This window comes from Pseudoduganella sp. UC29_71 (assembly GCF_042693265.1).
GTDB lineage: Bacteria > Pseudomonadota > Gammaproteobacteria > Burkholderiales > Burkholderiaceae_D > Rugamonas.
Genome location: NZ_CP170549.1, coordinates 1,117,625 through 1,137,999 on the forward strand (window position 1 = coordinate 1,117,625; position 20,375 = coordinate 1,137,999).

The following is a 20,375-nucleotide window of genomic DNA, read 5'->3' on the forward strand; positions in this document are numbered from 1 at the left end:
GGCAGGAAATCATGACCGACAACTCTACGCACGCCAACCCGAGCAAGAACCGCACGCCGCGCCACCGCGCGCGCGAGTTCGCGCTGCAGGGCCTGTACCAGTGGCTGCTGAACAATGAAGACGCGAAAACCGTCGTCAACCACATCCGCGCCGCGCACGGCTTCGACAAGGCCGACGCCGAGCACTTCACCAACCTGCTGTACGGCGCCATCAAGGAATCGGAAGAGCTGCGCGCGAGCTTCGCGCCGCTGGTGGACCGCGGCGTGGCCGAACTGTCTCCGGTCGAGCACGCCGTGCTGCTGATCGGCGCCTACGAGCTGAAGAACAACCTGGAAATCCCTTACCGCGTCGTCATCAACGAAGCGGTGGAGCTGACCAAGTCCTTCGGCGGCATCGACGGCCACAAGTATGTGAACGGCGTGCTGGACAAGCTGGCCGGCAAGATCCGTCCGGAAGAAGTCGAGAACGACAAGAAGCGTTAATCTGCCACAGACCTGCAATAGACGTAAAAAAAGCCGCGCAAGCGGCTTTTTTAATGGGCGGAAGGGAAACTACAGGCCGGCCAGCTGGGCATCCGGCAGCTTGGCTGCAGCGGTCACGGGGGCGGTGTTGGCCGCCACGGCCGTTTCAACCTGCTTGGCAGGCGATGGAGCGGCTGCCATCACCGGCGTGGTGGTGGGGACCTTCTTGCCCGCGGAAACCTGCTTCAGGCGCCTGTATTCGGCCAGCACGCGCGAACCGTAGCCGTCGTCGGTCTCGAAGGCGGCGGCGCCCACGTAGGTCTTCAGGCCGGCTTCCACGGAACCGCCGCGGGTCACGTAGTCTTTCAGGATCAGCGAGCCGACACGGATGTTGGCTACCGGGTTCAGCGCCGCCTGCACGCCGCCCATGTCCTGGAACTTCTCATGGTGGATCTTGGACATCACCTGCATCAGGCCCTGGGCGCCCATCGGGCTCTCGGCGAACGGGTTCAGGCCCGACTCAATCGCCATCACGGCCAGGATCAGCAGCGGGTCCAGCTTGATTTCGCGCGCCGTCAGGTAGGCGGTGGAGACCAGCATATTGGTGGCGTCGCCCGCCACGCGGTAGCGCTTGGACAGCCAGGAGGTCACCCATTCCTGCTGCTTGCGGGTGCCCATGATGGCTTTTTCCTCGGCCGTCAGCGGTGCGGCGTCGGCCGCAGCGGTGGCGGTGGCGCCGCCGGCAGGGGCTTCCATCAGTTCATGCAGGGCCGGCGCGGTAACGGTGGCGACGGCTTCCGGTTGCGGCAGCAGGCTTTTGCTCAGCGCCTGGGCGACGTCCGGGCGGACAAACAGGACGGCGATCATGACCAGGGCGCTCACGCCGAAAACGGTCAAAGTGTGTTGGGCGGTGGTCAGCACGCTGCGCGCGGTGACGCGCGAACGGGCCAGGTCAGCAGCGGCACGCGCCAGCTGACGGGTAGCATCGGCTACCGAGGTAAAACGATTAGTCATTCAGAACTCCCCTGAAATGTCCGTAACGAGCGCATCCCTGCCGCGCGCAAATATGCATACGCGGTCGTATCGATGTGCCAATGCCGTGCATCAGAAATATCATTCGTTCGTAGCCGCCGTGGGCGCGCACCGAACGCCATCATTGCTTGCCTGAGCTGTTACTGCCTGGAGCGTATGCTGGAGGCCTATATGTAAACAGTCGCAATACAACTTTTTTCGGGGGTAAGGCAGACGCCTTTTGAAAACACTCCTTAAAATGTCATGTGGAGCCCCGACTCCGTGAATGAATGAGCAACTGGTTTTAGCGGTGATAAAGTTGGCTAAGTGACCATGTCCTCTTCAAGTAGGCAAATTGTAGAAGCCGTTTTATATCACGTCAATACTAACGCGAGCGATCTTTATAACTTATGAATCTAGCTTTTTGCCTTGCAAAGCAGCAAAAACCAATAAAATCAACCACTTGACCGAAAAACCTCGTCCAGCCCGTCCGAAGCGAAAAAAAAGTAAAAAAGTATGAAATATTCCGATTTGCGCGATTTTATTGCCCAACTGCAAAAAATGGGCGAGCTTAAGCCTGTTTTGGCAGCAGTTTCCCCCCATTTGGAGATGACCGAGGTCTGCGACCGCGTTTTGCGGGCTGGCGGACCGGCTCTGCTGTTCCAGAATCCGACCGGCCACAGCATGCCCGTGCTGGGCAATCTGTTCGGCACCCAACGCCGCGTGGCGCTCGGCATGGGTGCCCAGGACACCAGCGAACTGCGCAAGATCGGCCACGTGCTGGCGCGCCTGAAAGAGCCGGAACCGCCCAAGGGCTTCAAGGATTTGATGGACATGGGTTCGCTGGTCAAAGCCGTGTGGGACATGTCGCCGAAAGAGATGAAGGGCGCGCCGTGCCAGGAAATCGTGTGGGAGGGCAATGACGTGGACCTGTCACGCCTGCCGATCCAGCATTGCTGGCCGGGCGACGTGGCGCCGCTGATCACCTGGGGCCTGGTCATCACCAAGGGACCCAACAAGAAGCGCCAGAACCTGGGCATCTACCGCCAGCAGGTGCTGGGGCCGAACAAGGTCATCATGCGCTGGCTGGCGCACCGCGGCGGCGCGCTGGACTTCCGCGAGCACGCCATCCAGAGCAAGGGCAAGCCTTACCCGATCGCCGTGGCGCTGGGCGCCGACCCGGCCACCATCCTGGGCGCGGTGACGCCGGTGCCGGACACGCTGTCCGAATACCAGTTCGCCGGCCTGCTGCGCGGCAGCCGCACCGAGCTGGTCAAAGCCATCGGCAGCGAGCTGCGCGTGCCGGCCTCGGCCGAGATCGTGCTGGAAGGGCATATCTACCCGGACCAGAACCACCCGAGCGGCTACGAGCACGCGCTGGAAGGGCCGTATGGCGACCACACCGGCTACTATAATGAGCAGGATAGCTTCCCCGTGTTCACCATCGACCGCATCACCATGCGGCGCGACCCTATCTATCACTCCACCTACACAGGCAAGCCGCCGGACGAGCCGGCCATGCTGGGCCTGGCGCTGAACGAAGTGTTCGTGCCGCTGCTGCAAAAGCAGTTCAGCGAGATTACCGACTTCCACCTGCCGGCCGAAGGCTGCAGCTACCGCATGGCAGTGGTGCAGATCCGCAAGCAATACGCCGGCCACGCCAAGCGCGTGATGATGGGCGTATGGAGCTTCCTGCGCCAGTTCATGTATACCAAGTTCATCGTGGTGGTGGACGAAGACGTCAACATCCGCGACTGGAACGAAGTCATCTGGGCCATCACCACCCGCGTCGACCCGACCCGCGACACCACGCTGGTGGACCACACGCCGATCGACTACCTAGACTTCGCCTCCCCGGTAAGCGGCCTGGGCAGCAAGATGGGCATCGACGCCACCAACAAATGGCCGGGCGAAACCACGCGCGAATGGGGCACCACCATCGTGATGACCCCCGAAGTGAAAACCCGCGTCGACCAGATCTGGCAAGAGCTCGGGCTATAAGCCGGGACTGTAAGCTTGCCGGACTGAGCCGCATTCGGGGTCTGACCCCGAATGCGGCTCAGCCCGCTTTTGGGGAGGGGATTAGGCAGAATTCGATAGAGCGGGTATAATTGCTGTCGGCGGGCCCCTGCGCATTGCGGCATGGCCAACCTGGTCAGGTCGGGAACGAAGCAGCCACAGCTATTCACCGCAAGTGCCGCAGATCAGGCTCGCCTCTTTAGATCTGAGAAGTAAAAAGCTGCTGACGCAGCTTTTTTTTCGCCCGGCGGTTTTATTCGCCGTCCACTTCCGCCTCGTACGGCGGCTCGCTGACCGTCACCAGCGGGTTTTCCGCCAGCAGCGCCTTGTCCAGCTTGAGCTTGATCTGGTGCTTGGCGTCGGTGGCGTAGCGCTTTTCGCCGCCCTTGGCTTGCACGGTCAATTGCGCCGGCTTGCGGAATTTGAAGATCACCACTTTCATGGTCGGCGCAAACAGGCTTAGCGCACCGGCTACCTTGTCGATGGCGGCGTTGGCCTGCGGTACGCTGCCCATCACGCTGGCGTAGTTCCATTGCGCCGTTTCCGGCACCACGGCTACCAGGTCGAAGCCGATGCCGGCTTTTTCGCCCTTGGGCTGGTTGGTCCAGATTTTCGCGTCTTCGGCGATCCATTTCTCGGTCGGCACGATTACCGTGCGCCCCTGTTCGTCCAGCACCAGCGGCGATTTGCCGTCCGCGTGCACCACGGTGAGCTTCAGGCTGCCTGGCGCGATGGCCTTGTTCACCGGCGTGAAGCGGGCATACACTTTCAGCTTGTCGCGCTCGGCGGCGGGCAGGCTGTAGAATTTATCCAGCTTCACCGTTTCGATGATTTTTTTGTACGGCGCCCATTCGCGCTCTTCGGCGCAAGCGAGCAGGGGCAGGGCGCACAGCAGGGCAATAGCGAGTTTTTTCATTTTTCAATTGTTAAAAGGAAAGCAAGAGTGTAAGCGAAGTCATGTGCAACGTCTAATGTTGACCGCAGCACCTGCTATCTACGGTAAAATCCCTGCCATGTCCTATCAAGTCCTCGCCCGCAAATACCGTCCCCGGAACTTTGAAACGCTCGTCGGCCAAGAGCACGTCGTGCGCGCGCTCACGCACGCGCTGCACAGTGGCCGCCTGCACCATGCTTATTTATTCACCGGCACGCGGGGCGTCGGCAAGACCACGCTGTCGCGCATCCTGGCCAAATCGCTCAATTGCGTCGGCCCGGACGGCAGCGGCGGCATCACGGCCACCCCGTGCGGCGTGTGCGAAGCCTGCACCGCCATCGACGGCGGCCGCTTCGTCGACTATATAGAGATGGATGCGGCGTCGAACCGCGGCGTCGATGAAATGGCGCAGTTGCTGGAGCAGGCGGTGTACGCGCCGTCGAATGCGCGCTTCAAGGTCTATATGATCGACGAGGTGCACATGCTGACCAACCACGCCTTCAACTCGATGCTGAAGACGCTGGAGGAGCCGCCGGAGCACGTGAAGTTCATCCTGGCGACCACCGATCCGCAAAAGATTCCCGTGACCGTGCTGTCGCGCTGCCTGCAGTTCAACCTGAAGCAGATGCCGCCGGGCCACATCATCAGCCACCTGGACAACATCCTCGGCCAGGAGGGCATCACGTTTGAGCAGCCGGCGCTGCGCCTGCTGGCGCAGGGCGCGCACGGTTCCATGCGCGACGCGCTGTCGCTGACCGACCAGGCTATCGCTTACGCCGCCGGCGAAGTGACGCTGGAGGCAGTGCAGGGCATGCTGGGCGCGCTGGACCAGTCTTATCTGATCCGCCTGCTCGATGCGCTGGCGGCGCAGGACGGTGCGGACCTGCTGGCCGTGGCCGATGAAATGGCCACACGCAGCCTGTCGTACAACGGCGCCTTGCAGGACCTGGGCACCTTGCTGCACCGGATCGCGCTGGCGCAGACGGTGCCGTCGGCTGTGCCGTCCGATCTGCCGGAGTACGCGGACATCGTGCGCCTGGCTGCGGCGTTCGACGCGGAAGAGGTGCAGTTGTATTACCAGATTGCCGTTCACGGGCGCAATGAGCTGGGCCTGGCGCCGGATGAATACGCGGGGTTCTCCATGACCCTGCTGCGCATGCTTGCCTTTCGCCCCGGCGTCGGTGGCGCCGAGGGTGTACCGTCAGCCGCGCCGGCCGTAGCGCGCGGCCCGGGCGCTGCCCGCGCGGCTGCCGCTGCGGCGGGATTGAATGTGGGCGCCGCCGCTAACGCTCAGCAGGGTGGGGCGCCTGCGCGCGCCGCTTCGGTGTCGGCGGCCAGCCATTTGTCCGTGCCGCCGCCTTCCGTGGTGGCTGGCGCCGCCGCGATGGCGCGCGCCGAAGCTGCCGCGCCGGCTGTCCGTCCTGCGGCGCCTGCGCCGACGGCGATGCCAACGCCGGCTCCGTCGCCCGCACCAGTGCAGGCGCACACTCCCGCACCAGCGCAGGCGCATACTCCCGCACCAGCCGCCGCCGTACCTGTCCCGGCACCGGCACCGGCCGCGGCGCCGTCATCCGCAGCGCCGCTTAGTCCAGCCCGTGCTGCGATCCAGGCCGCGCTGGAAGCTGCCCGCGCAGCCTCCGGCCAAAAACCGGTCAGCAGCCGCCCAACGTTGACGCCGGGCGCGCCAGCCGCTGCCCCGGAACCTGCGCCCGCCGCTCCCGCACCTGTGCAAAACGCCGCCCCTTCGGCCCCGGCGCGTGCGCCTGCGCCGTGGGAAGATGCGCCGGCGGAATCCGCGCCGCAGGCTGCCCCATCGCCGCGTGCGCCAGCGTCCGCGCCGTGGGATGACGCGCCTGCCGCTTCGGCGCCGCGCGCGCAGACGGCTGCACCGTACGATGCCCCATCCGGCGTAGCCCCGCGCGCGCAGCCGTCGGCACCCTGGGACGATGTCCCCGCCACTGCAGCGTCACGCGCGCAGTCGTCTGCACCGTGGGATGACGCGCCTGCCGCTTCGGCGCCGCGCGCGCAGGCTGCGGCGCCGTGGGATGACGGCCGTCCATCGATGGGCGCGGCCGTCATGGAAGCGCCGGTTCAGCAGGCGCGGCAAGCTGCCGTCCAGCCTGCGCCACAGCAATACGCCGCACCGCGTCCGGCGCCGCAGCCTGCCCAGGCCGTGCCCGCTCCGCGGCAGGCGGCCGCTGAGGACGACCTGCCGCCCTGGGTCACTGAATTTTCCGACGACAGCGCCATGCCGGCCGCCGGCCAAGCCGACGCCGCACCGCACGACTATGCACACCAGGCCCAGCAAGGCCACCAGCCTCAGCATGGACAGCAAGCCCAGCATGGCCAGCATGGCCAGCAGGCCCAGCAGGCCCAGCAGCCAACGTTCGCGCCGCGTCCCGCGCCGGCTCCGGCCAAGGCGCCGCATGCCTACGTCATCACGCCGATCCCCGAACTGGACTGGGACGGCAACTGGCCCGCGCTGTCGGCCCGCCTGCCGTTGCGCGGCGTGGCCCAGCAACTGGCCACGCAGGCCGAACTGATCACCTGCGTGCCGGACGGCACCCACAGCGCGGTATTCAACATCCGCGTGCCAATTGAAACCTGGCGTACCCCGCCCAATGTAGAGAAACTGGCCGCCGCGCTGACGGAACGCTTCGGCCGCCCGGTGCGCGTGGAAACCGAACTCGGCCCGACGTGGTATACCGCCAGCGCCGAAGCGCAGGCGCACCGTGAAGCGGTGCAGCGCGCCGCCGAGGAAACCGTGGCCAACGACCCGTTTATCCAAAGCATGATCCGCGAGTTCGGCGCCTTCGTGGTGCCCGGTTCCATCGTGCCGCCGCCGGCGCCGCCCGCGCATTAATTTATACTTCTGAATCTGATACGGAGAACATCACCATGATGAAAAACCAACTGGCTGGCCTGATGAAGCAGGCGCAAGCAATGCAGGACAACATGAAAAAAGCCCAGGAAGCCCTGGGGTCGATCGAAGTCGAAGGCCAGTCCGGCGCCGGCCTGGTGAAAGTCGTGATGACCTGCAAGAACGACGTCAAGCGCGTGTCCATCGATCCGTCGCTGCTGGCCGACGACAAGGACATGCTGGAAGACCTGGTGGCCGCCGCCTTCAACGATGCCGTGCGCAAGGCCGAAGCCACCTCCGCCGAGAAAATGGCTGGCTTGACCGCCGGCATGAACCTGCCGGCCGGCTTCAAGATGCCTTTCTAAGCCATGTTCATCATTACGCTCACGTATTTGAAACCGGCCGAGGAGATCGATGCGCTCCTGGCCGCGCACCGCGAGTACCTGCGCGAGCAGTATGACAACGGCATGTTCCTCATGTCGGGCCGCATGGTGCCGCGCACCGGCGGCATCATCATCGCCACGGCGGACAGCCGCGCCGACATCGAAGCGGTGATCGAACTCGATCCCTTCAACGAAGCCGGCGCCGCCAGCTACGCCATCACCGAATTCGTGCCGACCATGACGGCCGACATCCTGAGCGCCTTCAAGCAAGGCTGATTTATGGCGACATCGCTGGAATTCCTCACGGAGGCCTTGCGGCGCCTGCCGGGCGTCGGCCCGAAATCGGCGCAGCGCATGGCCTACCACCTGCTGCAGCACGACCGCGAAGGCGCGTCCATGCTGTCGCGCGCGCTGTTCCAGGCGGTGGAGGCGGTGCACCACTGCGCGCTGTGCAATACCTTCACCGAAGACGAGATCTGCGGCACCTGCAGCGACGAGCAGCGCGACCGGCGCATGCTGTGCGTGGTCGAGACCCCCGCCGACCAGATGATGATCGAGCAGACCCTGACCTACAAGGGCCTGTACTTCGTGCTGATGGGCAGGCTGTCGCCGCTGGACGGCATCGGCCCCAAGGACATCCACCTGGAAAAGCTGGTCGAGCGCGCCAATGACGGCGTGGTCGGCGAGGTGGTGCTGGCCACCAATTTCACCAACGAAGGCGAAGCCACCGCGCACTACATCAGCGAGATGCTGAAGGCGCGCGGACTGAAGGTGAGCCGACTGGCGCGCGGCGTGCCGGTCGGCGGCGAGCTCGAATACGTGGACGCGGGCACCATCGCGCGCGCCATGCTGGACAGGCGAACGACATGACCCCAGGCGCATTAAACGGCATCAAAGTCCTCGAACTCGGCACCCTGATCGCGGGGCCGTTCTGCGCCCGCATGCTGGGCGAGTTCGGCGCCGAAGTGATCAAGGTGGAAGCGCCCGGCGACGGCGATCCGATCCGCAAATGGCGCGTGCTGAAGGACGGCACCTCGCTGTGGTGGTCGGTCCAGTCGCGCAACAAGAAAAGCATCACCCTCAACATGAAGGATGCGCGCGGCCGCGCCATTGCGAAGCAGCTGGCGCTGGAAGCGGACATCATCGTCGAGAATTACCGCCCCGGCGTGCTGGAGAAGTGGGAGCTGGGCTACGAGCAGCTCAAAGCCATCAAGCCGTCCATCATCATGGTGCGCCTGTCCGGCTTCGGCCAGACCGGGCCGATGAAGGACTTGCCCGGCTTCGGCGCCATCGGCGAATCGATGGGCGGGCTGCGCTACGTGTCCGGCCATGCGGACCGGCCGCCGGTGCGCGTCGGCGTGTCCATCGGCGACTCGGTGGCCGCGCTGCACGGCGTGATCGGCGCCATGATGGCGCTGCGCCACCGCGACTCCACCGGCGGCCGCGACGCGGGCCAGGGGCAGATGGTGGACGTGGCCCTGTACGAGTCCGTGTTCAACCTGATGGAATCGCTGGTGCCGGAGTTCGACCACGCGGGCGTGGTGCGCGAGCGCACCGGCGGCTCGCTGCCGGGCATCGTGCCGTCCAACACCTACACCACCAAGGATGGCGAGAACATCGTCATCGCCGGCAATGGCGACGCCATCTTCAAGCGCCTGGTGCTGGCCATGGGCCGCATCGACATGGCGGCCGACCCGCAGCTGGAGCGCAACGACGGCCGCGTGCAGCGCACCGAGTACATCGACGGCGCCATCCAGGCCTGGTGCGACACGCTCACCATCGACGAAGCGCTGGCCGTGCTGAAGGCGGCCGACGTGCCGGCCGGGAAGATCTATTCAGTGCGCGACATGATGAGCGATCCGCAGTTCCTGGCGCGCGGCATGTTCGAGCAGCACCACTTCGCCGACGGCACGCCGGTCAAGCTGCCCGCCATCTCGCCCAAGCTGTCCGCCACGCCCGGCCACACCAACTGGCTCGGCCCCGCGCTGGGCCAGCACAACGACGAAGTGCTGCGCGCGCTGGGCTACAGCGACGCCGACATCGCCGCCTTGCGCGGCGACGGGGTGCTGTAGCGGCCCTTTGCACCCGCACGGCCGGGCGCCGCCGCGCAGCGTGCGCCGCGCGGCGTGTCCGTCACATGCCGTAGCGGTAGGGCACCACGGCGTAGTCCTGTACCGCCGGCCCCGCGCGGCCGGTCACGTGGTCCCAGGCGCCCAGCGTGCTGAGCGTCGCCTCCGAGCGGGTGTGCGGACTCATCAGCTGGAAACCGCTCAGCGAACGGCCCGGCCCGATGCGGCCGGAGGTCCCCTGGTCCTGCGGCAACACCGACCAGCGCACGAAACTCACCGAATCCGTCTCCATGGTCCAGCCCAGCGGAATGCCGGTCACCGTGATGGGCGCCGCCAGGCTCAGGGTGAAGCTGGCGATATCCAGTCCGCTGCCGGCCTCTTCTTCATTGACCAGCTCATAGTTCCAGAAGTCCGTGCACACCGCGCTGGCCACGCGCGCGCGCAGCAGGCGCTGTTCGGCGCTGGACGACGGCGCCGGTACTTGCACATAGCGCGTCAACGCCAGCGGAAAACTGATCTCGTCGACGATATAGCTGCCGCGCACCGTCAGCAGGTATTGCGCGCCCGGCAGCAAACCAATGCCGGGAAACACCGCCGTGACGCGCGCTACGCCGCTGCGCTCGACGTCGCCCAGCACCACCGGGTAGCCATGCGGCGGTCCCAGCCGGCGCGCGCAGCCCAGGGTGATGTCGTGGCACATCAAACGCCGGATGGGGGCGCCGCCCGCGTTGATGATTTCAGGGGTAACGATCAGCTTGCCGCTGACGTTCTCGATAACAGGCAGCCCCAGCACTACCTGCATTGCGCTTGGCCAGATTGCCATGATGATCTCCTGAGTATGCCTGGAAAGGCAGCATATTCAGTGCCAGCCGCGCGCGACTGCATCAGAAACAAGCACTTATGGCAGCCTCTGCTTTCAGGCCGCTCCGCTGTGTAAAAGAAAGCGACGCATCAGGCCGGCGACGCGGGGGCGCGCTGCACGGTCAGCATCTGGGTAATGGATTCCTGCGGTGACGGACGGCCCAGGAAATAGCCTTGCGCCATGTCGCAGCCGTATTGCTCCAGCAGCGTGAGCTGCTCGTCGGTCTCCACGCCTTCGGCCACCACGATCATCTTCAGGCCGTGCGCCATGGCGATGATGGCGCGCGTGATGGCGGCGTTTTCCGGGTCCTGCGGCAGGCCGGTGATGAAACTCTTGTCGATCTTCAGAGCGCGCACGTCGAAGCGTTTCAGGTAGCTCATGGACGAGTAGCCGGTGCCGAAGTCGTCGATCGACAGCAGCACGCCGATGCCGCGCAACTGCTCCAGCATGGCCATGGTGGCGCGCGCGTCGTCCATCAGCGTGCCCTCGGTCAGCTCCAGCTCCAGCAGGCGCGGCTCCAGGCCGGTGTCGCCCAGCGCGGAGAGCACGATCTGCGTCAGGTTCTCGTCCTTGAACTGGCGCGCGGACAGGTTCACCGCCATGCGGATGGCGCGGCGGCAGGTCTGCTGCCAGGCCTTGGCCTGGGTGCAGGCGGTGCGCAGCACCCACTCGCCGATCGGCACAATGAGGCCGGTTTCCTCGGCCAGCGGGATGAAGTCGTTGGGCGGGATGATGCCGTGTTCGGGATGGCGCCAGCGCACCAGCGCCTCCACGCCGACGATCTGCGAGCTGGGCACGTCGATCTGCGGCTGGTACAGCAGGTACAGCTCATTGTTCTGCAGCGCCTTGCGCAGGCCCACTTCCAGCTTCACGTGGCTCATGATCTGCATGGTCAGCGAGGAACTGTAAAGTTTGGCGTTATTCTTGCCGCAGTTCTTGGCGTGGTACATGGCCGTGTCGGCGTATTTGAGCAGCGATTCGCTGTCCTCGCCGTCCTCCGGGTACAGCGAAATGCCGATGCTGGCGGTGACGAAGATTTCATTGCCGTCCAGCTGGAAGGGGCGCCGCATGGCGTCCTTCACGCGCTGCGCCACGGCCAGCGCGTCTTCCACCCGGTCCAGGTCGGGGATCAGTATGGTGAATTCGTCGCCGCCCAGGCGCGCCAGATGGTTGTGGCTGACCACGTCGCTCGGGCGGATGGTGTCGCGCAGCCGTTCGGACACCGTTTGCAGCAGCAGGTCGCCCACATTGTGGCCCAGCGTATCGTTGATGCGCTTGAAGGAGTCGAGGTCCATGAACAGCACGGCGAATTTCTTGCCGGCCTGGCGCGAATGGGCCAGTTCGCGCTCCAGCAATTCCAGGAAGGCTTGCCGGTTGGGGATGCCGGTCAGGCTGTCGCAATAGGCCAGGCGGCGGATCTGCTCCTCGGTGCGCTTGCGTTCGCTGATGTCGCGCACCAGGCCCAGCACGTCGCCGGCGCCGGTGCTCACCAGGCGCGCCTCGAAATGGCGCTGCTGCTGGCCGAGCAGCAGTTCGTAGTCGAAGGAGCGGATCTGCTGGGACGCCAGCACGGCGCGGGTCTGTTCCAGCAGCTGGCCGGCGATGTGCTGCGGCAGCACGTCGCTCACGTGGCGCCCCACGCAGTGGTCGGATGGGAAGGCGCTGCCTGCTTCGTGGCCCTGTTCGTAGTCGAGGTAGACGCCGTCGCGGTTCAGGCGGAAGAAGGTGTCGGGAATGGCGGCCAGCACGGCGCGGTTGTGGGCGTCGGCCACGCGCAGGCGGGCGATGGCGTCGCTGGCGCGCAGCACGTAGAGGACGCGGTGGCCCAGGATGGGCCAGTTGATGGGCTTGGAGACGAAGTCGGTGGCGCCCACTTCATAGGCCTGGGTCACGGCTTCCAGGTCGTCGCCGCCGGTGACCATGATGATGGGCACCGTGGCGGCGGACGGCGAGGCAGCGGCCGCGCCGTCGCTGCCTTGCGCGCCGGGCTCCCCGAGCGCACGGATGGCGCGGCACACGGCAAAGCCGTCCATATTGGGCATGTCCACGTCCAGCAGCACCAGGTCCGGCGGCTGGCGCTGGAAGCTGGCGATGGCGGCCGGGCCGTCCCCGGCTTCCACCGCGTCCAGGCCCACCTGGGCCAGCATTTCCAGCATCAGCAGACGCATCACGGGATCGTCGTCGGCCACCAGCACGGTGCCGCGTTTGGGGGAGGGGTGCGCTGCCATGTCATGGTTCCTTCTCGAGGATGGCGCCGAGCGATTGCCGCACTGCGTCGAATTCCCGCTCGATGCTGGCGAGCAGGGGGAGTGCGCCATCCGAAAGGCCGGCGCCGGCCAGGTGTTCCAGTTCCTTGCACAGCGCGGCCAGGGCATCGGCCCCGACGTTGGCGCTGCTCGATTTCAGGCTGTGGGCGGTGCGGCGCAGCGTTTCCGTGCCGCCGCCGGCCGTGTCCAGCGCGGCGCGGATGGCCGCCAGGTGGCGCGGCGTGTCGGCCAGGAAGGCTTGCAGCACGCGCTTGAGCAGTGCGCCGCCCTGGCCCGGGCGCAGCGCGCGGATGTTCTCCAGCGCCTGCAAGTTGATGGCCGCCGGCGGTATGCCGGCGGCGTCCTGCGCGGCTCCGGTGTCCTCGCCGGGCATGGCGCGCCGGAGCTGGCCGGGCGTGCGTCCTGCGGGCGCGGCTGCAGCCGGTGCAGGCGTGTCCGCCAGCACCTGGATGTAGAGGTCGGTCTCGTCATCGGGACTGGCGGCGTCGCGGGCCAGCGTGGCGGCCAGGGGCAGGGCGATCCAGTGGGCCAGCGTGTCGCCCAGGCCTTGCTGCGTGAAGGGCTTGCTCAGGTAGTCGTCCATGCCGGCGGCCAGGCAGTTTTCGCGGTCGCCGGGCATGGCGTTGGCGGTGATGGCCACCACGGGCAGATGCTGGGAGGCGCCGCGCTGCTGTTCGTGGCGGCGGATTTCGGCGGTGGCGGCCATGCCGTCCATCACCGGCATCTGGCAATCCATCAGCACCAGGTCGAACTGGTGCTCGCGCACGGCGTCCAGCGCCTCGGCGCCGTTGGAGGCCAGGCTCACGTCCAGTCCCAGGCCTTGCAGCATGGCCGACGCCACCTCCACGTTGACCGGGTTGTCCTCGGCCAGCAGCACCTTGTTGCGCTGCCGCGCGCGCGGCCGCTCGCCGCCGGACGCGATGCGCGGCGGCGCCGCCAGCCCAGCGTCGGCTTGCGCGGGTACGCGCTCGGGTGCCGCGGCGAGAGGCGCTGCGAAAGACGCTGCGAAAGGCGCGGCGGGGGGCTCGCAAGCGGCCGCTGGCGCGGCTTCGGGAGCGGACGGGGCGGGGCGCGGCGTGCGCTTGCCGTCGCCGCCGCGCGCGGGCGTGGCAATGCAGTCGTACAGGTCGCAGGCGCGCGGCGGCTTGATCAGCTGGAAGGCGACGCCGGCCTCGCGCCGCTGGCGCGTGTCGGCCGCGTTGCGCTCGTCGCTCAGCAGCAGCACGCGCACGGCGGAAATGGCCGGATCGGCCTTGATCTCGGCCGCCAGCATCAGGCCGCTGCCCATGCGCTGCTCCATGTCCAGCAGCGCCACGTCGTAGGGATGGCCGCGCGCCACCGCCTCGTGCAGCATGCGCAGCGCCGCCTCCGGGTTGGCGGCGCTGTCGCTGTGGATCTGCCAGCGCGCCAGCTGCCTTTCCAGCAGCACGCGGCTGTCGCTGTGTTGGTCGACTATCAAGGCACGCATCCCCAAGGTGATGTTCTGGTCGAACGACGCGTCCTCAGCCTCCACGCGGCGCTTGTCGAACTGTACGGCGAACCAGAAGATCGATCCTTGCGTTAAAGCATGGTCCACGCCGATAGTGCCGCCCATCAGCTCCACCAGTTGCTTGGAGATCGCCAGGCCCAGGCCCGTGCCGCCGTGCTTGCGCGTGGTGGAGCCGTCCGCCTGCGAGAAGGAATCGAAGATGCGCGCGCGCGCCTCGCGCGACACGCCGATGCCGGTGTCGTGCACTTCGAAGCGCAGGCCCACCGATTGGGTGTCCTCGCTGGTCACGTGCACTTTGACCGTGATCTTGCCGGTCTCGGTGAATTTGATGGCGTTGCCCAGCAGGTTGAACAACACCTGGCGCAGCCGGTTCGGGTCGCCGCAGATGGCCACCGGAATATCGTTGGCAATGGCGAACTCCAGCAGGATGCGCTTGGCCTGCGCCTGCGGCGAAAACACATTGTCGATATCGTCCAGCAGCTCGCGGAAGTTGAAGTGGATGTATTCCACCGTCAGCTTGCCGGCCTCGATCTTGGAAAAATCCAGGATGTCGTTGATGATGAACAGCAAATGTTCGCCCGAGCGCTTGACCATGCTGGTGTAGTGGCGCTGCTGCGGCGTGAGCGGCGAGGCCAGCAACAGCTCGGTCATGCCCAGCACGCCGTTCATCGGCGTGCGGATCTCGTGGCTCATGGTGGCCAGGAAGTTGCTTTTCGCCTGGCTGGCCGCTTCGGCCGCATTCTTGGCCTTCTCCAGCTGCTCGGTGCGTACGCCCACCTGGCGCTCAAGCTGGTCGCGGTACTGGGCCAGCTTGGCGTCGCGGCTGGCGATCTGCACCAGCATGTCGTTGAAGCTGTCGATCAGCGCGCCCAGCTCGTCGCTGCGCGTGTGCAATACCGGCGCGCCGGGCTGGCCGTCCGCGGTCTGGCGCGCCGCCGCGATCAGGCTGGCGATGGGCTCGGCGATGTTGTCGCGGAAGCGGCGCGCCAGGAACAGGGCCGTGAAGAAGGACAGCAGCGCCGCCGCCGCGCCCGCCAGCAGGTTTTGCAGCACGTCCAGCCACATGCGCGGCAGGCCCGCTTCCACCATCACGGCGCCCACCTGGTCCTGCTGGAAATGCACGCCGCGGAACTGGCGCAGCCCGGGCGCCCAGGGCGGGCCGCTCAGCTCGGATGCGCCCGTCTTGCCCAGTTCGGCCAGCGCGCGCGACGTCAAGTCCTGCGGCGGCGGACGGTCGTCCTGGCGCGGCACGATGCGCGACAGCAGCTTGCCGTCGCGGTCGAACAGCGCCACTTGCCGGATATCGTCGCGGCCGTCGAAACCGGCCTGGGCCAGCACCTGGTCGGCTTGTGCCGGATCAACGTAGAGCAGCGCGATCTCGCTGCTGGCGGCCAGGCTGCCGGCCAGCGTGAACAGCTGGCGCCGCTCCTGTTCAAGCTGGCTCATGACGTGCGTAGTGGCAAACACGGCGAACGCCAGCAACAGCGCGCCGCCGGTCGACAAGGCACTGATCAAGGTGAGTTTCCGGCTCAAGCCGGAGCGTTCGAAGCTGAACATATGCCGATCCTGGCCATTTCCGTTAAGAAAAATATAACTGCCAGAAAATCCGACATCTTGATATGGATCTAACTTCGGACGGCTTGCAGCGCGCTACCGGTTCAGGTCAGCGGTAGTCCTCGGCTGCCAGGCCGTATTTTTGCATCTTGTGGTACATGGTCTGCTTGGGCAGGCTGAGCGCGCTGCACGCGTCGGCCACATTGCCGCCGGCCGCGCGCAGCGCCTGTTCGATCAGCATGCGCTCGAAGGCGCTCACCTGGTCGGCCAGCGGCGCCGGCGGCGCGGCCTCGGCGCAGGCGGACAGGCCCAGCACGAAGCGGTCCGCCGCGTTGCGCAGCTCGCGCACATTGCCGGGCCAGTCCTGCGCCATCAGCTGCTGCATTTGCGCGGCGGGGACCACCGGGCAGGGGCGCTTGTAGCGCGCCGCCGCGTCCAGCATGAAATGCTCGAACAGCAGCGGGATGTCTTCGCGGCGCTCGCGCAGCGGCGGAATGTGCAGCACGATCAGGTTCAAGCGGTAGTACAGGTCGCTGCGGAACTTGCCCTGGTCCGAGTAGTCCTTCAAGTCCTCCTTGGAGGCCGCGATCACGCGCACGTCCAGCGGCACCGGCGTGTTCGAGCCGAGGCGCTGGATGTAGCGTTCCTGCAGCACGCGCAGCAGCTTCACCTGCATGGCCAGCGGCAGGCTTTCGATCTCGTCCAGGAACAGCGTGCCTTGCGACGCGTGCTCGATCTTGCCGATCTGGCGCTTGGTGGCGCCGGTGAAGGCGCCCGGCTCGTGGCCGAACAGCTCGCTCTCGAAGATGGTCTCCGGGATGGCGCCGCAATTGACCGGCACGTACTGGTGCTTGTTGCGCTCGCTGAACTGGTGCAGGCAGCGCGCCACCAGTTCCTTGCCGGTGCCGGTTTCGCCGTAGATCAGCACGTCCGCCGGCTGGCCGGCGACGTCCAGTATCACTTGCCGCAAGGCCTGCATGGCGGGCGCATTGCCCAGCAGGCAGGCTTCGATGCCGACACTGTGGGCCAGGCGCTGGCGCAGCGCGCGCACTTCGAGCTGCAGGCGGCGCTTGTCCGCCGCGCGCCGCACCACCTCAGCCAGCTGCTCGGACGAATAGGGTTTTTCAATGAAATCGTAGGCTCCGTCGTGCATGGCTTGCACCGCCATCGCGATGTCGCCGTGGCCGGTCACCAGAATGACGGGCAGCTCGGCGTCGATGGCGCGCGCCGCCGCCAGCAGTTCCAGCCCGCTCATGCCGGGCAGGCGCACATCGCTCACCAGCACCGCCGCGCAGTGCGGCTGCAGCAGCTTGGCCACCGGCTCGGCGCTCTCGTGGCTGTGCACGACAAAGCCGGCCAGGTCCAGCGCCTGCTCGCTGCCCGCGCGCACGGTCGGGTCGTCTTCCACCAGGATCACCTGGATGTCGTTTGCAATCGGGTCCATCATGTCTCCTGTGCCGCTTTGAGTTCAATGACGAAGCAGGCGCCGGCACCGGCCTGTTCCGTTTGCTTTTCCGCACGCAGGCTGCCGCCGAAGTCCCGGATGATTTGTTCTGAAATGGCCAGCCCCAGGCCCAGCCCTTCGCCTTGCGGCTTGGAGGTGTAGAACGGTTCGAACAAGCGCGCCCGCGCCTCGTCGCTCAGGCCGGGACCGCTGTCCGCCACGCGGATGACCACGCGCTCGGGCGTGCTGTCGACGTCCAGCCGCAGCTGGCGCACCGGGCAGCCGTCCATGGAGTCGAGCGCATTGGTCATCAGGTTGAGCAGCACTTGTTCCAGGCGGTTGCTGTCGCACAGCGCGTAGATGTCGGCCTCGTCGATATGCAGCTGGAAGCTCACCTTGTCCAGCTGCAGGCGGCGCTCCACCAGCACCAGCGCGTTGGAAATCGAGGTATGGATGGACACCGCCGCCAGCTCCGCGTTGGACTTGCGGGCGAAGCTTTTCAGCTTGCCGGTAATGGTGCCCATGCGGGCCACTACCTGCGAAATGGTTTTCAGGTTGTTGCGCACCTCGTCCATGCGGCCGCGCTCGAACAGCAGCACGGCGTTGTCGGACATGGTGCGCAGCGCCGTCAGCGGCTGGTTCAGCTCGTGCGTGATGCTGGCCGACATCTGCCCCAGCACGGCCATCTTGCCGGCCTGGAACAGCTCGTTCTGCGTGATGTGCAGCTGCTGCTCGGCCTGGCGGCGCACGTCCACTTCCTTGCTCAGGTCCTGCGTCATGCGCGCCAGGCTGGCGGTGCGCTCGTCCACCATGCGCTCCAGGTCGTCGTAGGCGTGCTGCATGTCCTCCTTGGACTGCACGCGCTGGCGCCAGTACAGGAACAGCAGCACCAGGAAGCCGTAGGCCAGCAGCGCGAACAGGAAGGCCACGCGGGCGTTGCCGCGCGCCGCGCTCAGGTCGGACAGGTAGATGAAGGTCCAGTCGCGCGGCGCCAGCGAGCGCGTTTGCGCCAGCATGCGCGGCGGCGCGGCCGCCAGGCCGCTGTTGCTGTCGCGGATGGCCAGCAGGCGGGTGCCGTTCGACAGCGGTTCGTCGTGCGCCAGCGTCAGCGCGGGCAGCGGCTGCTCGTGGTACTGGCGCGTCTGCTCCAGCTCGGCGCGCACACTGGCCGGCAGCGGACGCAGCGTCTTGAATTTCCAGGCCGAGGCGGACGTGAGGAAGACCACGCCGTTGGGGTCCACCAGCGCCACCTTGTCCGCGCCCTGCGCCCAGCTCAGCTGCTGGCTTTCGATGCTGACCTTGATGGCGGCCACGCCCACCATGCGGCCGTCCTTGTAGATGCCGTGCGCGTAGAAGTAGCCCGGTTCCAGGCTGGTGGTGCCAACGCCGTAGAAGCCGCCGGGGTGGCCGCGCAGCGCGTTGCGGATGTAGGGGCGGAAGTTGACGTCGTCGCCGACGAAGCTGTCCTTGCTGCGCCAGTTGCTGGCCGCCTGCGTGCGGCCTTGCAGATTGACGATGTAGATATTGCTGGAGCCGGCCTTGCGGTTCAGGCCTTCCAGGTATTCGTTGACGCTGTTGCGCAAGTCCTCGTCGCCGGGCTTTTCCAGCAGGCCGACCACGTCCTTTTCCAGCTCCAGCATGCGCGGCACCAGGTCGTATTTGTCGAGCAGGTTTTCCAGGCTGGTGGCGTAGACTTCGAGCCGTTGCGCGCCCGCCGCGCGCAGGCGCTCCGTGGTCACCAGGTTCACCCACCAGTACGCCAAATAGGGCAGGGCCAGGCCGATCAGCAGCACCAGCCCCCACACGGTACGGACGCGGTGGGGCCGGCGCGCATGCGCCTGCTGGGCAACGGTAGTGTCGGACTGGACTGGCATCAGGGGCAACTATAGCAAACCTGCGCGCGCGGACCCCGCGCGCGCAGGCTAGGCCCTAGCCTCAGAGCAGGTGGCGCAGGCCGATATTGATGGCGCTGTGGCCTTTGCCGTCGTCGCTGGCGTTGCCCACGGTGAAGGTGGCGCCGTTGGTGTTGCGGATGCGGGCGTAGGCCGTGTACAGGTCGGTGCGCTTGGACAGCGCGTACAGATAGGCCACGCCGTACTGGCGCGCGTCCTTGTCGGCCGGGCTGCGGTCCGCGTGCTGCACCACCGAGCCGGCGAAGCTGTGCGGGCCGAACGTGGCGCACAGGCCGAGCAGCAGGTCGCGGCTGGCCGCGCCGGGCGCGCCGACCGGACCGCCGGCAATGGCCGCGCCGCCGCCCGTCAGCGTGCCGGTGCCCGCCGTGCCCAGGATGCTGCCGCCCACCGTGCCCATGCCGCGGTTGGCGGCGTAGGCCGCGTGCAGCTGGTAGGCGCCGAGCGTGTAGCGTGCCGCCAGCATGCTGTTGCGCGCGTGCGTGGCGGACAGGGCGTCCTCGCGGCGGTGGTGCGCCAGCGACACCAGCAGCGGGCCGCCGCTGTAGCTGACGGCGCCGCCCAGTGCGCGCTTGCGGGTGCTGTCGGCGGCCACTTCGCCGGCGCTGTAGGCCAGGTTGGCGGACCAGCCGGCCCAGGTGGGCGTGGCGTACACCACGGCATTGTCCATGCGGGCGTTAGGCACCATCAGGTTGGCGGCCTGGCCAGCCAGGCCGTCGCCGAACGGGTCGGCCACGTCGCGCAGCACCTTGTAGTAAGGGGAGTACTGGCGGCCGGCGCTGATGCTGCCCAGCGTGCTGCTGTTCAGCGACACATAGGATTGGCGGCCGAAGGTCAGCCCGCCCTGGCCGGACGCGCCGGTGTCGAGATAGACGCCGCTTTCGAGCACGAAGCCGGCGGTCAGGCCGTTGCCGAGGTCTTCCGTGCCCTTGAAGCCGAGGCGCGAGCCGGAGGCAATGCCGCTGCCGACCTTGGTGGTGGCGGCGTCGGTGCCGCGTTCGATGACCAGGCCGGCGTCGGCCACGCCATAGATCTTGACGCCGGATTGGGCGTGGGCGGTGCAGCAGGCCAGGGCCAGCAGGGAGGTGGTCACGGTGTGTTTCATCAGGTCT

The 20,375-nt window shown here is 66.6% G+C and carries 15 protein-coding genes and 1 other RNA gene; 8 read left to right on the forward strand and 8 right to left on the reverse strand.

The annotated features are described in order from the left end of the window. Positions 1-11: 11 nt before the first annotated feature. Positions 12-482, forward strand: a complete 471-nt coding sequence (gene nusB, locus ACFJI2_RS04970) for a transcription antitermination factor NusB (protein ID WP_107874798.1) — start codon at positions 12-14, stop codon at positions 480-482. Positions 483-551: 69 nt separating this feature from the next. On the opposite strand, the gene ACFJI2_RS04975 is transcribed toward nusB, so the two are convergent. Beyond that, the gene (locus tag ACFJI2_RS04975; RefSeq protein ID WP_377704007.1) at positions 552-1,475 is read right to left on the reverse strand and encodes a transglycosylase SLT domain-containing protein; all 924 of its coding nucleotides are present in this window, start codon (positions 1,473-1,475) and stop codon (positions 552-554) included. 513 nt (positions 1,476-1,988) lie between these two features. On the opposite strand from ACFJI2_RS04975, the gene ubiD reads away from it, so the two are divergent. Together ubiD and ffs are read left to right on the forward strand one after the other, a co-directional pair. Further along, positions 1,989-3,473 carry a 4-hydroxy-3-polyprenylbenzoate decarboxylase gene (ubiD, locus tag ACFJI2_RS04980; RefSeq protein ID WP_107981094.1) on the forward strand — a complete coding sequence of 495 codons (1,485 nt, stop codon included), beginning with the start codon at positions 1,989-1,991 and terminating at the stop codon, positions 3,471-3,473. A 118-nt stretch (positions 3,474-3,591) separates the two neighbouring features. Continuing rightward, positions 3,592-3,690: signal recognition particle sRNA small type (gene ffs / locus ACFJI2_RS04985), an RNA gene on the forward strand. 54 nt (positions 3,691-3,744) lie between these two features. Here ffs and ACFJI2_RS04990 read toward each other — a convergent pair. Then, positions 3,745-4,407, reverse strand: coding sequence for a hypothetical protein (locus ACFJI2_RS04990; protein ID WP_377704008.1), 663 nt, complete (start codon positions 4,405-4,407; stop codon positions 3,745-3,747). A gap of 97 nt (positions 4,408-4,504) precedes the next feature. On the opposite strand from ACFJI2_RS04990, the gene dnaX reads away from it, so the two are divergent. From dnaX to ACFJI2_RS05015, 5 genes are read left to right on the forward strand one after another with little or no spacing between them, the layout of a single operon-like run. Continuing rightward, positions 4,505-7,288, forward strand: a complete 2,784-nt coding sequence (dnaX, locus tag ACFJI2_RS04995; protein WP_377704009.1) for a DNA polymerase III subunit gamma/tau — start codon at positions 4,505-4,507, stop codon at positions 7,286-7,288. 35 nt (positions 7,289-7,323) lie between these two features. After that, positions 7,324-7,650 carry a YbaB/EbfC family nucleoid-associated protein gene (locus ACFJI2_RS05000; protein WP_107874812.1) on the forward strand — a complete coding sequence of 109 codons (327 nt, stop codon included), beginning with the start codon at positions 7,324-7,326 and terminating at the stop codon, positions 7,648-7,650. 3 nt (positions 7,651-7,653) lie between these two features. Continuing rightward, positions 7,654-7,944, forward strand: coding sequence for a YciI family protein (locus ACFJI2_RS05005; protein WP_377704011.1), 291 nt, complete (start codon positions 7,654-7,656; stop codon positions 7,942-7,944). Positions 7,945-7,947: 3 nt separating this feature from the next. After that, on the forward strand, positions 7,948-8,538 hold the full coding sequence (recR, locus tag ACFJI2_RS05010; protein ID WP_107874818.1) for a recombination mediator RecR: 591 nt from the start codon (positions 7,948-7,950) through the stop codon (positions 8,536-8,538). After that, positions 8,535-9,740 carry a CaiB/BaiF CoA transferase family protein gene (locus ACFJI2_RS05015; RefSeq protein ID WP_377704012.1) on the forward strand — a complete coding sequence of 402 codons (1,206 nt, stop codon included), beginning with the start codon at positions 8,535-8,537 and terminating at the stop codon, positions 9,738-9,740. Before recR ends, ACFJI2_RS05015 begins: the two co-directional genes overlap by 4 nt. Positions 9,741-9,801: 61 nt before the next feature. Here the strand turns inward: ACFJI2_RS05015 and ACFJI2_RS05020 are convergent, their stop codons facing one another. The 6 genes from ACFJI2_RS05020 to ACFJI2_RS05045 all read right to left on the reverse strand — a co-directional run bounded on the left by ACFJI2_RS05020 (position 9,802) and on the right by ACFJI2_RS05045 (position 20,368). Further along, positions 9,802-10,560 (reverse strand): hypothetical protein, encoded by a 759-nt coding sequence (locus tag ACFJI2_RS05020; protein ID WP_377704013.1) that lies wholly within the window; start codon positions 10,558-10,560, stop codon positions 9,802-9,804. A 128-nt stretch (positions 10,561-10,688) separates the two neighbouring features. Continuing rightward, positions 10,689-12,827 carry a putative bifunctional diguanylate cyclase/phosphodiesterase gene (locus tag ACFJI2_RS05025; protein ID WP_377704014.1) on the reverse strand — a complete coding sequence of 713 codons (2,139 nt, stop codon included), beginning with the start codon at positions 12,825-12,827 and terminating at the stop codon, positions 10,689-10,691. A gap of 1 nt (position 12,828) precedes the next feature. Beyond that, positions 12,829-15,912 carry a response regulator gene (locus ACFJI2_RS05030; protein WP_377704015.1) on the reverse strand — a complete coding sequence of 1,028 codons (3,084 nt, stop codon included), beginning with the start codon at positions 15,910-15,912 and terminating at the stop codon, positions 12,829-12,831. 106 nt (positions 15,913-16,018) lie between these two features. After that, on the reverse strand, positions 16,019-17,353 hold the full coding sequence (locus ACFJI2_RS05035; protein WP_377704016.1) for a sigma-54-dependent transcriptional regulator: 1,335 nt from the start codon (positions 17,351-17,353) through the stop codon (positions 16,019-16,021). Further along, the gene (locus ACFJI2_RS05040; RefSeq protein ID WP_377704017.1) at positions 17,353-19,227 is read right to left on the reverse strand and encodes an ATP-binding protein; all 1,875 of its coding nucleotides are present in this window, start codon (positions 19,225-19,227) and stop codon (positions 17,353-17,355) included. The genes ACFJI2_RS05035 and ACFJI2_RS05040 overlap by 1 nt, the downstream gene beginning before the upstream one ends. A gap of 61 nt (positions 19,228-19,288) precedes the next feature. Continuing rightward, positions 19,289-20,368, reverse strand: coding sequence for a porin (locus ACFJI2_RS05045; RefSeq protein WP_377704018.1), 1,080 nt, complete (start codon positions 20,366-20,368; stop codon positions 19,289-19,291). Positions 20,369-20,375: the final 7 nt, after the last annotated feature.